Origin of the sequence: Sinorhizobium sp. 7-81, assembly GCF_030124405.1 — a bacterium.
In the GTDB taxonomy this organism is placed as follows: domain Bacteria; phylum Pseudomonadota; class Alphaproteobacteria; order Rhizobiales; family Rhizobiaceae; genus Sinorhizobium; species Sinorhizobium psoraleae.
Genome location: NZ_JASKLT010000013.1, coordinates 34,700 through 47,404, shown reverse-complemented (window position 1 = coordinate 47,404; position 12,705 = coordinate 34,700). Strand labels below are relative to the sequence as shown.

The window sequence follows — 12,705 nt, the reverse complement described above, 5'->3', positions numbered from 1 at the left end:
CGGTGTTAGACCGGAAACCTCCGCTCGGAGTGTCTCGTGGCGAGATTGGTCTTGGGCGCGACGCTTTCGATTGCCTCGACGAAGGCCCTGGCGCGGGGCGCCGCGCTGTGCGCACTTGCGACGCGCTGATAAGCGCAATCGGCAAGCGCCTTGCACTGTTGGTCAGTGAGGCCCGCCAAAGCTGCGACGACGTCGCCGCTGTCGCGTGCGATGACGGCGGCCTCCCCGGGCGCAAAGAAGCTGTCGATGCCCTCCCACCAATCGCTGATCAACGGCGTGCGGCATGCGGCCGCCTCGAAGAGCCGAACGCTCGGCGACCAACCGGCCGCCACCATGTCAGTACGCGTCACGTTCAGAGTGAAACGCTGGCGGCTATAGAATTCGGCGTGCTCGGAAGGCGGCAAGTGCTCGATGCGTGCTACGTTCTTCGGCCAGCGGATGTCCGCAGGATAGCTCGGCCCCGCAACAACAAAGCGCATTTCCGGCAATCGCCGCGCCGGCTGCAGCAACAAGCGCTCGAGCGCGGGCTGTCTGTCGGGGCTGAAGGTACCGAGGTAGCCGAGGTCCCATTCCCTTGGCGCACCGGTGTTGCGATAGAGGTCTAGATCGACGGCGCAGTAGAGCGCCAGAGGCCGTCTGGCTGCAAACTCGCCTCGCAGCCGATCGAGCGTCCGGCCGCCGGAGAAGGAAAAATAGAGATCGAAGAGCGGAACCTGACGGCGGGCAAGATATTCCTCGTCGCCACGTTCGAGTTTGGCAAGTGTCACGGGCGTATCGATGTCGTAGAAACACAACCGCTTCGGGGCGAGGTCAACGACGATGTCGATAACTTCCACCCCGTCCGGCACATAGGAGCCGATGACGACGGCATCCGCCCCCACCAGCGTGCCGGCATGCCGCACGAGCAACTCGTCGATGTCCTTGTAAAGGATGAGATTGCAGAAGTCCGGCGCGATCAAGTCGCGGTGGCGGGCGTACCACGGTACGTCCCTTTCGAGGAAGGTCACTTTGTGGCCGGCAGCGCGCACACCGCGAAGCAATGCCCGGAACGTCGTCGCATGGCCGTTGCCCCACGAGGAGGAAAGCGAGAGACCGAGGACGACGATGTCGAGCGGACGGTTCATTCGGCTGCCTCCACCTGGCGCGCCCGGCTCCGGAAAAGGCGGTCCACTTCCGCGGCACGATGCGCGTAGGTGTGTTCGCCGAGCACGCGACGGAGCGCCCGCTCTCCGATCTCCTTCGCGCTCGCCTGTGTGAGATTGGCCATGAGTTCGATGACGTCCTGTCCGTCTCTGGCGACCAGCACTTCCTCGTCGGGCGTCAGGAAGAGTTCGATGCCTTCCCACGCGTCGGTGATCAGGCAGGCGCCTGCCCCGGCCGCCTCGAAAACGCGGGTTGCCGGCGAGAAGCCGTTCTCCGCCATGCTGGCGCGCGAAATGTTCAGGACTGCATTCGGCGTCGCGTTGAAGGCGTTGTGGTCGGCAGTCGGAACGTGGCCGACATAGGCGACGTTTGCGGGCAGGGACTTGTCGTGCCAGCCGGCTCCGCCGAGCACGAACCGCCGCTGCCAGAGCTGGCGTGCCGGCTGCAGGAAGAAAGCGTCCACTCGCTCCTCCCGATCCGGCAGGCGGTTACCGAGGAAGGCGAGATCGGCGGCAAAGCGCCGTTCCGCGGCCACGGGATGATGCGTCTCAGGGTCGACGGCATTGTAGATGGGAACGCATTCCCGCGCGCCGATGGCGCGATAGGACTCGACCACGGGATCGCCGCCGCCATAGGTCAAGATGAGATCCAGGGAAGGAAGCGTGCGCCGGAGAGGATGATCGGGTGCGGCCCTCAGCTCTGCAAGTGTGGCGGGGGCGTCGACATCCCAGAAGATCTTCAGCGCAGCCGGGTTTGCAGACGCCATGACTTCAGCGAGAAGCAGATCGTCCTCGAAGCCTACGCCGCTCGCCTTGACAACGACGTCGGCGTTGGCGGCTTCCGTCGCGACGCGCTTCAACGCCGCGACTGTTCCATGATAAACGACAACCCTGCACCAGTCCGGCACATCGATGTCGCGGTGTTTCTGCCGGTCGTACACATCCGGCTCATAGAAAGTGATTTCATACCCGCGCGCGGCAAGCGCTCGGAGCAATCCGCGATAATAGGTCGCCGCGCCGTTCCAATAGGCTGAAACGAGACTCGATCCGTAAAAAGCGATCCTCATATCGCGATCTCCTTGGAGGCAATGCGGCCGTCCGCAACCTTCTTTGGCCTGTAGGACGCAAGGATGCGAAGAAGCTCGTCGACGCGATGCCCGCACGTATGGCGTGCCTGGATCGTTGCCAATCCGGAGGCAGCCATTTCCTGCGCGAAGGCTGGCTCTGAGAGCACCTGGCGCAGAAGACGCTTCATCTCCTTGCCGTTCCTAGCGAAAAGGAAATCCGTGCCCGGGCGGAAAAGACCCTCGGTGTCGTTCCAAGGCGCCGAAATCAGCGGAATCCCGCAGGCGAGAGCTTCGAAAACCCGGATGGTCGGTATACCCGGCAAGGCTTCGACGTAGGGACGTCGAGGAATGTGCACAGTCGCGCGATGCTCGGCGAAGACCCGCGGAACGGCGGCATTCGCGAGCCAGCCGCCATAGACGACTCGCGACGCGCGCAATGCCCGGAGGGCGGCTTCGGGATATCTTACGCCCCGCACCGTCGCCGCAAGCCTCAATTGTCGCGCGGGCTCGACGAAGAAGGACGTGATCTCGGCGCTGCGCTCGTCATCGCCCCAATTGCCGATCCAGACGAGATCGCCTCTCTTCTCGACATCCGCAATTGGATGGAACAACGAAGTGTCGGCGGCCTCGTGCCAAGTAAAGACGTGTCTGCCCCAGCCCGCGCCGAGATAGCGTTCGCGCAGCGCCTCGCCGAAGGTCAGGACAAAATCGTAACCGGAAAGATCGAGGCGGGCGATGTCACTCTTCGCCGTGACGGCGCGGTGATGGGTATCGTGGAAGGCGAGCGTGAAGCTGCCGCCTGCGCGACGAATGCGGCCGAGTTCGGCGACCAATGCCGGCTCGGTCCATTCATGCACCACGACGACGTCGGCCTCACCGATCGCTGCCTCGTGATCGAAATCGGCATCGTAGATCTCGACGCGCAGCTCCGGAAAGTGCTTGCGGAAAGCCGCGATGGGTCCGACGCCCTGATCCGCGATCAGGCTGAGGCGGCTCCAGGAATCGCGCGGCTCGAGCGCCACCGCATCGTGGCCGCGTCGCAGCAGGTCCCGCATGACGCCGCGCAGGAAATGGGCATTGCCGTGGTTCCAATCGGAAACAAGCGAATGGGTGTAGAAAAGAAAGCGCATCGCTCACTCCGCAGACATCAGTTGAAGAGACCTGCGCATCGCTCGCCTGTAGATGTCGAGCACCGCATCGCGCTGGGCTTCGATGGAAAATTCTGCCGACCGCAATCGTGCCCGCCGGCCGAGTTCAGCCGTGCGCCGTGCATCGTTCGCCAAAGCGTTGACGGCATCCGCGAGAGCGGCGGGATCGCCGGGATCGGCGAACAGGGCAGCACCTTCCCAAAGCTCGCGATAGGTGTAGATATCGGCAAGTACGAGGGCGGCGCCGGTGCGTGCCGCTTCAAGCGAAACCAGCCCGAACGGTTCGTAGACAGAGGGAGAGACGACGATCGCGGCCCTCGACATCAGAGCCAACGCCCGATCGTGGCTCAACTCCCCCTGATGATCGGCATGTTTGATTACCAGACGCTCGCCGTTTGGCCCGTCGCATGCGCCTGCCATGACGACCGGCCAGCGAATACGCGCGGCAGCCTGGTCCAGCACCGCACCATTCTTGCCTTCGTCCCACCAGCGGGCTGCGGCAAAGACGAAATTCTCCTTGACGGCCACAGAGCACGGGTTTCGGCTCGCATTGTGGACGACCGCGAGATTGTCGATCCGGCCGTAACAGCGGTCGAGTGCGGTGGCATGGCTCGCACTCGGTGCAAGAACAACGTCGGCGCGGTCGAAGCCCAATCGGTTGCACCGCTGCTGCCAGCGCCAATCCCTCGGCAAGTCAGAACCGCGCACGGCCTCGAACCACGTGGCTACGCACGAATGCGAGACTGCGACGACAGGCGTTTGCGCCGGGAAGCCGGCCGCCTGCGAAGGCAGGTTCAGATGCAAGAGATCGACCGAGCGCCTGAGCGACAGTTCCGTCAAAAGGTCCGGCACGCGGTCGAGCTCGCTTTCGTCGCCGGCCATCCAGTCGAGCGGCGCTGCGAACCATTCGAGCGTGCCGATGCCGGTAGCCTCGCGCCGCTGATGCGCGGAAGGCTCGGGGCCGAAGCCGACGAACAGCGTCTCCACGCCGGCGCCGCGTAGCGCTTCGGCGAGGTCCATCGCGTAACGCCACACGCCACCCACAGCATCGACGCTCATGATGATCCGCCGCGGCAGCGGACCTTGGGTGCCACCGAGGTTGATAGAGCGAAGGGCGGAACCGGCACGATCGCTCATGCGGTGATCCTCTTTGCTTGGTGGTGAACCTTGTTTACCTCGTTCCAATCCTTCAGAAGCCAGGCATGCAGATCACGCAGCCCCGCGCGCCAGGCGGTACGGGGCTTCCAGCCGACCGCGTCGGCAAGCGCGCGCGTATCGGCAACGAAGAACAGTTGGTCGCCGGCGCGCCAGTCGCGCTTCACCGTCGCAAGCCGGCGCCCCGTCAGGAGTTCGATCTCGCTCAGAACCTGGGCAATGCTGACCGCATTCTCAGGCCCGCCGCCGAGGTTGAAAGCGCGACCCTTGAAGTGGTCGATCGATTTAAGCAGCGCCCTGTAGGCGGCGACCGCATCGCCGACATGGAGGATGTCGCGCACCTGCTTGCCGTCGCCATAGATCGATATCGACTCGCCCGCGAGCGCACGAATGAGAAAATGCGCGACCCATCCCTGGTCCTCGGTGCCGAACTGCCTTGGACCATAGATGCAGCTCATCCGGAGCACGGCCGTCGGAAGCTTGAAGGACCTCGCGTAGTCCAGCACGTATTGATCCGCCACACCTTTCGAGCAGCCATAGGGCGTGCAGAAGTCGAGCGGCTGCGCCTCGCTGACACCATGGCTGCGCGCCACCTCGTCGACCGGGAAGTGGCGTTCTCCGATCTCGTTTATCTGCATTTGCGTCAGTGCGCCATAAACCTTGTTGCTGCTCGCGAATATGACCGGCGCCTTACGCCCGGCTTTGCGTGCGGCTTCGAGCACGTTGAGGGTGCCGCGCGCATTCGTCTCGAAATCGTCGATCGGCTGCTGCAGGCTGGTCGTCACCGCCGTCTGCGCCGCGAAATGAAAAACGGCCTTTGCGTCCCTGAAGACCGGCTCTATTGCGGCGAGGTCGCGGACATCGGCGAGCACGGGGTGGACGGCGCCGCCGTGATTGTCCACCAGCCATTCAAGGTTTCGCTCGACGCCGGCGCGACTGAGATTGTCGAGGACGATCACCTCCTCGCCCTCCCGCAGAAAACTGTCGGCGAGATTGCTGCCGACGAAGCCGCTGCCGCCCACGACGACGATTGCCGCCGTCTTCCTGGAAAGGGCGGGCGTCGCCAGGCGAGCACGCCTGTCCAGAGACCCGGCGCTCATAGAACCAACCCCCGGGCTTCCAGGTGCTGCTTCATCTCGGCGCCCCGGTCGATCGCACCGACGCTGCCGACCCATTGCGCGAAATCGGCGAGTGAATCTTCGAGTCGATGGGCGGGTTCGAAACCGAGCAGGTCTCGCGCCGTGGCAATATCGGCAAAACAATTGCGGATATCGCCCGAGCGGGCCTTGTTCATGATCTCCGGCTCGATCTCGGGTACTCCCATCGCATCGGCAAGCAGGGAGGCGACATCGGCGATCGCGTAGGCCTGGCCGCTGCCGACATTGATGACGTGACCGGCGGCATGTGGCCGCTCAAGCGCCAGCCTGAACGCCCGTGCCACGTCTCGAACGTGAACGAAGTCCCGCCGTTGTCTGCCATCCTCGAACACCATCGGCGATTGTCCGTTGGCAAGCCGCGACGCAAAATTGGCAAGCACGCCGGTATAGGGATTGGAAAGCGCCTGACCGGCGCCGTAGACATTGAAGAGGCGAAGCGCCACAGCCTCCACGCCATAGGCTTCCCCGAAAATCAGAACCTGGCGCTCCTGGGCGTACTTCGTCAGCGCGTAGATAGAGGCGAGATCGACCGGCTTGTGTTCATCCGTCGCCACCGGTCTGAGATGCTCCCCGTTGGGGCCGGCCGGATCCCATGAGCCTGCCCGGATTGCGGCGGGGAAACGTCTGACATGCGCACAACGCTCGCCCGTCGTCGTCTCGTAGAGGCCTTCACCATAGACGCTCATCGACGAAGCGACCACGATGCGCCGGACCGGCGTTCCGATCATCGCCTCAAGCAGGACGGCCGTTCCGAAGTCGTTGACGCCCACGTAGCGGGCGATCTCGTACATCGACTGACCGACCCCGACCTCGGCTGCGAGATGGACAACGCAATCGACGTCCGCCAGCGCGCTTCCTACTGCAACCGCGTCGCGAATGTCGGCCTGCCGCATCTCCACGTCAGGCGGCAGCGCAATCTCTGCATCCGCGTGAACTTGCTCATTGAGCACGTCCAACACGCGCACGCTGTAGCCCCTCGAGAGGAGTTCCTCGACCACATGCCGACCTATGAAACCGCATCCGCCGGTAACAAGAACCTTTGTCATGATGCACCTGACGATGTTCGATCAGAGATAGAGACAAAGCTCCAACAAGCTTGGGTAGCAAATGTTCCTTCATCCATGACTTCTTCTTCTTGTTCTACTTTGATCAGCTGCATGGTGGGGCCCGCCTCAAGGTACAAACCTCGCTTTCGCGCGAGTGTTCCACGCGAAATGAGGGCATCAGGAACAAAAGCTGCAACATCAAGTTAAGGGCGCAAAGGCAGCCGAGGGTCGTTTGCAGTTTGCCCCGGAAAGTGGCCAATCGGTCCTTGCGGTATTGCAATGCCGCGCCCGGGCTGCCGGATTGGTCTCGACAGCGGGAGGGAACAGGCATGAACATAGCGGCGCCTCAGCGGACGGATGCGATGTCTGCGGCGATTATCACCGGGCCAGGCAAAGTGCATATCGAAACCCTGCCGCTGCCACACCCGGGCCGCGGGCAAGTTCGGATCAGACTCGAAGGGTGCGGCGTCTGCGCCTCCAATCTCGTTCCCTGGGCGGGACCGGACTGGATGCAGTTCCCGACCGAACCAGGGGCGCTCGGCCATGAGGGTTGGGGAATTATCGACGCGGTTGGCGACGACGTGCATGGTTTTGCAGCGGGCGACCGCGTGGCTGCACTCTCCTATCACGCCTATGCGACGCACGACGTTGCCGACCAAACAGCCATAGCCCCCCTGCCTGCGGCGCTTGCGGATCAGCCCTTTCCCGGCGAACCGCTCGGCTGCGCCTTCAATATCTTCCGCCGCAGCGCGATCAAGCCGGGGGAGACCGTGGCGATCGTGGGCATCGGCTTTCTCGGAATTCTTCTGACCGAACTCGCAAGCGCCGCCGGCGCACGGGTGATCGCCATCTCACGCCGACCTTCGTCGCTCGCTGCGGCAGAGCGCGCCGGTGCCAACCATGTGGTTGCCATGGACGATCATTGGCGGATTATCGAAGAGGTGAAGCAACTGACCTCGGGGGAGCTCTGCGACTGCGTCATCGAGGCCGTCGGCAAGCAGTGGCCACTCGACCTTGCGGGCGAACTGACGAAAGAGCGTGGGCGGCTTGTCATCGCAGGCTACCATCAGGACGGGCCGCGGCAGATCAACATGCAGCTGTGGAACTGGCGCGGCCTCGATGTGATCAATGCGCACGAGCGCGATCCCGCCGTCTACATGCGCGGCATCCATGAGGCGATCGCGGCCACCGCCGCAGGGCGGATGTCCCCTTCACGCCTTTATACGCACAGGTTTCCGCTCGAACAGCTCGGCGCGGCACTGGACATGACCCGCGATCGGCCGGAAGGCTTCATCAAGGCGCTGGTGATCTACGATGGGTAGCGTGATACCGCTTTCAACGAACCCGCAACGCGCCGGCCGCCCCCGCGTCGGCTTCCTCGGCGTCGGACGAATCGGCCTCCATCGCATGAGAGCGATCGTCGACACCGGATCTGTCGAAACCGCTGCGATCTTCGATCCCTCACCGGAGATGGCCGCGGCGGCTCGCGAGCTGACGCCCGAGGCCACAGTCGTAAATTCCTTCGAATCCTTGCTCGATCAGCAACTGGACGGCGTCGTAATCGCTTCGCCAAGCGCGCTCCACGCTGCCCAATCGATCGTCGCGCTGGAGCAAGGCGTGGCGGTTTTTTGCCAGAAGCCGCTCGGCCGTACGCGTGATGAGGCGGCAGCCGTCGTTGACACGGCTCGAAACATGGACAGACTGTTGAGCGTGGACCTTTCCTATCGTCACACCGATGGGATGCAACAGATCCGCGATCTGATCGCGGAGGGCGAACTCGGCACCGTTTTCGCCGCGGATCTCACCTTTCACAACGCCTATGGGCCCAGCAAGCCGTGGTTCTACGACAGGGCACTTTCCGGCGGCGGCTGCGTCATCGATCTCGGCGTGCACCTCGTCGACCTCCTCCTTTGGGTCCTCGGGTTCCCGGATGTCGTTCGGGTCGAAAGCCGGTTGATGTGCAAAGGGGCTCCCGTCCGCCGCGACGGCGACGACGTTGAGGACTACGCCGTCGCGACTCTCGAATTGGCGAGCGGCGTTGTCGCCCGTATCGCATGCTCGTGGCATTTGCAGGCTGGATGCGACGCGGTAATTGCCGCCGACTTTCACGGCACCGGAGGCGGCGCGAGTTTTAGAAACGTGAGCGGGTCCTATCTCGACTTTTCGGCCGAACGGTATCGCGGGACACAACGGCAGGTGCTGGCGCTCCCTCCCGACGCTTGGGGCGGGCGCGCGGCAGCCGCCTGGGCGAAGCGCCTGGCCGCAGGGGAGCGTTTCGATCCCGACAATGAACGCCTGGTCGCGGTGGCGGATGTCCTCGACAGAATTTACGGGCGATAGATAACCCGCTGCCCTCTCGCGCGGTCTGATCACACGGTGTCGCGTTCTATACGGCGCAGCAGAAGCTTCGCGTAACGTGACGCGACCGCCTCCAGCCGAGGAACTTCTTCAGCGGCGGCGGCCGACTTTGCCGAAATCCACATGCCGAGCTGAAACGCCAGATAGCAAAGCTCGAGGATTGCCACCAGCTCGGCGTTCACCGCGCGCGAACATCCTTCGGACACGACTCCTCGCAAGTCGGCCGCTTCCTGCATCGAAAGCCCTAACTCGATGCTCGCCCCCGCAAGATCCCAGGCAATGTCCTGACATCCAACCAGGTCATGGGCGGCGCTGTGGTCAAGCGCGTCGGCCTTGAGAAAGCCTCGCTCGCCTCCGGCAAGCCACTCCCAGCGATGCAGCCGGTTGTCGGTATCGACAGGCTGCACGAGGCGATCATAGCGCTCGGCGCCGCAGATCAACCCTCTCAGCCGCGATGCCGCAGCTGCGCCCAGTGCCTCTTCGGTATTGACCATAGCCATCTCGCACAGCTTCGAAAGCGACGCTCCGGCGGTCACCGGCAACGGCAGGCAGCGCGCCCGGAAGGCGAGGTAGCGTCCGAGATGGTGGATAAAAGCCGCGTGGCGGAATTCGCTTGGTGCGGCCGATCTCGCTGCCACCCACTTCTCGACGAGGAAGCCGTGACACAATCCTGCGACGGGGGGTGTGAAGCCGGCCTCGGCAAGCAGGCGTGCCTTGGCCAGCTTGCGCTGGCCTACGTCTCCGAGCCCGGCAAATTTGACAAGCCATATGTCGTCGGCCGTGTGGGCGAGGAATTTTCTGCGTTCGAATCTCCGGTCGACCGGGGGCGAGGCATGGTGATCGCCATGAAGCGCGTTCCGCCAGGCCCCGGCGGAGACATCTTCGAGCGGCCTTTCGAGCGGGCCGACGAGGTCAGTGACCCAGGAGGCCAGACGGCACGGCGGGTGGGCGGCTTCGAGGAGGAGATCATCGACATCGACCACATGACGGGAGCTTGCCACCCAGCGTTGCCTGTGGCGACAGCTGGATTCCGGCCCGAGCTCTCCTTTGTGGCCCGGGAAGAAATGAATGCGTTTGTCGTCGACGCCATGATCGTGGAGCCAATCCGCGATACTTCCGAAGGAACTGCCGGAAAGACCTGGCCCCTCGTCGACGATCGCAAAGTCGGCTGCCGGATCACGCAGAAGCCACCGCGAAAGCCGCGACGCCACGGTAACTCGCCTTTGGAAAGGAGGGCCGGTCGGCCGCAGAGTGACCGGTTCTGTGGCGCCGATGGTAGCGGCGACCACTGCCGACAGGCTGGTTCCGATGCTTCGGATGCCGATCACGGTCGCGTTTGCCGTAAGCCCGGAGCGTACGGCGGCTTCAGCGTAGCTTTCCGGATAGAGAGCGTAAAAGCTGTAGCCCTCCGCCTCCTTGATGCTGAGCGAAAGCGGCGCCCGCAGGTCCGGTAACAACGCTGTCACACGCGACGGCACGGTGAGCGGACCGGCCAAGCCCTGCCGCCAGGAGCGGACGACGAGCCGCGCCAGATCAAGAAGAACGAGGCCGCCGATCTCACGCCGTGCGGACAGGTCGTCGCCTGCCACCTTTTCGAATTCGATGTCCGACAATCCCTGCACGAGCTCGCCGGCCTTCAGCAGGATGCCGACGAGTGCGGCGTGGCGCTCTATGCCCGGCTGTCGATGTTCGAGCTCCCGCAACTGCGCCGCGATCGCCGCGCACAACGCGTCGGCGCGCTCCGAACGCGTCACATCACCGTATATGAGCATGGCTTCGTCCATCGCTGCACATTCGCCTTCAACGCGCCTCGGCTGAATTCGATCCGCGATGCGCGAGAAACGGGAGAAGGAACCATTCCGCCGTGCGCGGGTTTGGCCAGCATTGTAGATACTGCGCAGGAGTAGCGGACAGATGCGATCGAAATCCATTCGGGTCGGGCTGGTCGGGATCGGGAACTGCGCGTCCTCCCTCGTTCAGGGGCTGACGTTCTATCGCGGTGCGAGTGAAGATGAACCCGTTCCAGGACTGATGCATGTCAATCTCGGCGGCTATCACGTCCGCGATATCGAAGTTTCTGCAGCCCTCGATGTCGCCGCCGCGAAGGTCGGACGTGACGTGGCGGAAGCCATCTACGCCCCTCCGAACAACACTTTTCGCTTCGCTGATGTCGCTGCCACCGGAGTCGTTGTCCAACGCGGCAGAACACTCGACGGCATTGGGCGGTACCTGCGGGAGGAAATCGAGGAATCCGACGCGCCTGCAGCCGATGTCGCGGAAGTTTTGCGACGGACGGAAACAGACGTTCTCATCTCCTATCTCCCGGTCGGCTCGGAGATCGCGACGCGCTGGTATGCGGAGCAGGCGCTCGCCGCCGGCTGCGGTTTCGTCAACTGTATCCCTGTCTTCATCGCCTCCGACCGGTCGTGGCAGCGAAAATTCGCCGAGCGCGGGCTGCCGCTGATCGGCGACGACATAAAAAGCCAGGTCGGGGCGACGATCGTGCACCGGCTGCTCGCCAATCTCTTTAGGGACAGAGGCGTGCGCATCGACCGGACCTACCAGCTCAATTTTGGCGGCAATACCGACTTCCTCAACATGCTGGAGCGGGAACGGCTCGAATCCAAGAAGCTCTCGAAGACGCAATCGGTCGTCAGCCAGATGGACATTCCGCTTGCGGCCGGCGACATCCATGTCGGACCCAGCGACCACGTGCCTTGGCTGGCCGACCGCAAGTTCGCCTATATTCGCGTCGAGGGCACGACGTTCGGCAACGTCCCCCTCAATGTCGAGTTGAAGCTAGAGGTATGGGACTCGCCCAATTCGGCCGGCGTGGTTATCGATGCGATTCGGTGCGCGAAGCTCGCGATCGACCGTGACATCAGTGGTCCGCTGATTGCCCCGTCGAGCTATTTCATGAAGTCCCCGCCACAGCAATTCACCGACGCCGAGGCGCGCAGGCGGCTGGAGGAGTTCATTGCCGGTGATGCAGACGCACTCCTGGGGGCAGCAGAGTGACGACTACGTTTTTGCTGGTGCGGCACGCCGCGCACGACAGGGTCGGCAATTTTCTCGCCGGTCGGACAAGCGACGTTCCGCTCGGCGACGCCGGCCGCGCGCAAGCCAAACGTCTGGCAGCGCGCCTCGCCGGTGAGGACATCGCGGCGATCTACGCCAGCCCGCGCAGACGGACGCAGGAGACGGCAGCGGCAATCGCCGCCGCATCCGCGATTGCAGAGGTGAAGATCGCCGACGCCCTTGACGAAGTCGACTTCGGTTCCTGGTCTGGCAAGACCTTCGAGGTCCTCAACACGGACCCGCTTTGGCAGCAATGGAATTGCAGGCGCAGTCTGGTGCGCACTCCGGGCGGCGAGACGATGCTCGACGTACAGCACCGGGTGATGGCGTTTGTCGAAGCGCTGGCAGCGCGCGACCGCGACAAGAAGATCGCCCTTGTCAGCCACGCCGATGTCATCAGGGCGCTCATTTGCCATGTCCTCGGTCTATCGGTGGACGCCTGGTCCCGACTGGAGGTCGGGCCGGCCTCCGTCTCCGCCGTGGCGGCGGGCGATTGGGGCGCGAAGGTCCTGACGGTGAACGCGGACTTCACGTGAACGCGGGCGAAGCGCCGA

Annotated in this window: 11 protein-coding genes; 4 read left to right on the top strand and 7 right to left on the bottom strand. The window is 63.7% G+C overall.

Going from position 1 to position 12,705, the window contains the following annotated elements:
* Positions 1–5: 5 nt before the first annotated feature.
* The 6 genes from QN224_RS27640 to QN224_RS27615 are packed head-to-tail and all read right to left on the bottom strand — an operon-like array spanning position 6 to position 6,715.
* Positions 6–1,124: a glycosyltransferase gene (locus QN224_RS27640; RefSeq protein ID WP_283979231.1), complete on the bottom strand. Its 1,119-nt coding sequence runs from the start codon at positions 1,122–1,124 to the stop codon at positions 6–8.
* Entirely contained in the window at positions 1,121–2,209 is a 1,089-nt protein-coding gene (locus QN224_RS27635) for a glycosyltransferase (RefSeq protein ID WP_283979230.1), read from the bottom strand. The genes QN224_RS27640 and QN224_RS27635 overlap by 4 nt, the downstream gene beginning before the upstream one ends.
* On the bottom strand, positions 2,206–3,339 hold the full coding sequence (locus QN224_RS27630) for a glycosyltransferase (RefSeq protein WP_283979229.1): 1,134 nt from the start codon (positions 3,337–3,339) through the stop codon (positions 2,206–2,208). Before QN224_RS27630 ends, QN224_RS27635 begins: the two co-directional genes overlap by 4 nt.
* 3 nt (positions 3,340–3,342) lie before the next feature.
* Entirely contained in the window at positions 3,343–4,494 is a 1,152-nt protein-coding gene (locus QN224_RS27625) for a glycosyltransferase family 4 protein (protein WP_283979228.1), read from the bottom strand.
* Positions 4,491–5,612 carry an NAD-dependent epimerase/dehydratase family protein gene (locus QN224_RS27620; RefSeq protein ID WP_283979227.1) on the bottom strand — a complete coding sequence of 374 codons (1,122 nt, stop codon included), beginning with the start codon at positions 5,610–5,612 and terminating at the stop codon, positions 4,491–4,493. The genes QN224_RS27625 and QN224_RS27620 overlap by 4 nt, the downstream gene beginning before the upstream one ends.
* Positions 5,609–6,715 (bottom strand): NAD-dependent epimerase/dehydratase family protein, encoded by a 1,107-nt coding sequence (locus tag QN224_RS27615; protein ID WP_283979226.1) that lies wholly within the window; start codon positions 6,713–6,715, stop codon positions 5,609–5,611. Before QN224_RS27615 ends, QN224_RS27620 begins: the two co-directional genes overlap by 4 nt.
* Before the next feature lie 329 nt (positions 6,716–7,044).
* Here QN224_RS27615 and QN224_RS27610 point away from each other — a divergent pair, with 329 nt between their 5' ends.
* Positions 7,045–8,037 (top strand): zinc-binding dehydrogenase, encoded by a 993-nt coding sequence (locus tag QN224_RS27610; RefSeq protein ID WP_283979225.1) that lies wholly within the window; start codon positions 7,045–7,047, stop codon positions 8,035–8,037.
* Complete coding sequence (locus QN224_RS27605) at positions 8,030–9,055, top strand: Gfo/Idh/MocA family oxidoreductase (protein WP_283979224.1); 1,026 nt, start codon at positions 8,030–8,032, stop codon at positions 9,053–9,055. Before QN224_RS27610 ends, QN224_RS27605 begins: the two co-directional genes overlap by 8 nt.
* Positions 9,056–9,084: 29 nt before the next feature.
* Here QN224_RS27605 and QN224_RS27600 read toward each other — a convergent pair whose 3' ends face one another.
* On the bottom strand, positions 9,085–10,845 hold the full coding sequence (locus QN224_RS27600; protein ID WP_283979223.1) for a hypothetical protein: 1,761 nt from the start codon (positions 10,843–10,845) through the stop codon (positions 9,085–9,087).
* 142 nt (positions 10,846–10,987) lie between these two features.
* On the opposite strand from QN224_RS27600, the gene QN224_RS27595 reads away from it, so the two are divergent.
* The gene (locus tag QN224_RS27595; protein WP_283979222.1) at positions 10,988–12,091 is read left to right on the top strand and encodes an inositol-3-phosphate synthase; all 1,104 of its coding nucleotides are present in this window, start codon (positions 10,988–10,990) and stop codon (positions 12,089–12,091) included.
* Positions 12,088–12,687, top strand: a complete 600-nt coding sequence (locus QN224_RS27590) for a histidine phosphatase family protein (protein ID WP_269281006.1) — start codon at positions 12,088–12,090, stop codon at positions 12,685–12,687. The genes QN224_RS27595 and QN224_RS27590 overlap by 4 nt, the downstream gene beginning before the upstream one ends.
* Positions 12,688–12,705: the final 18 nt, after the last annotated feature.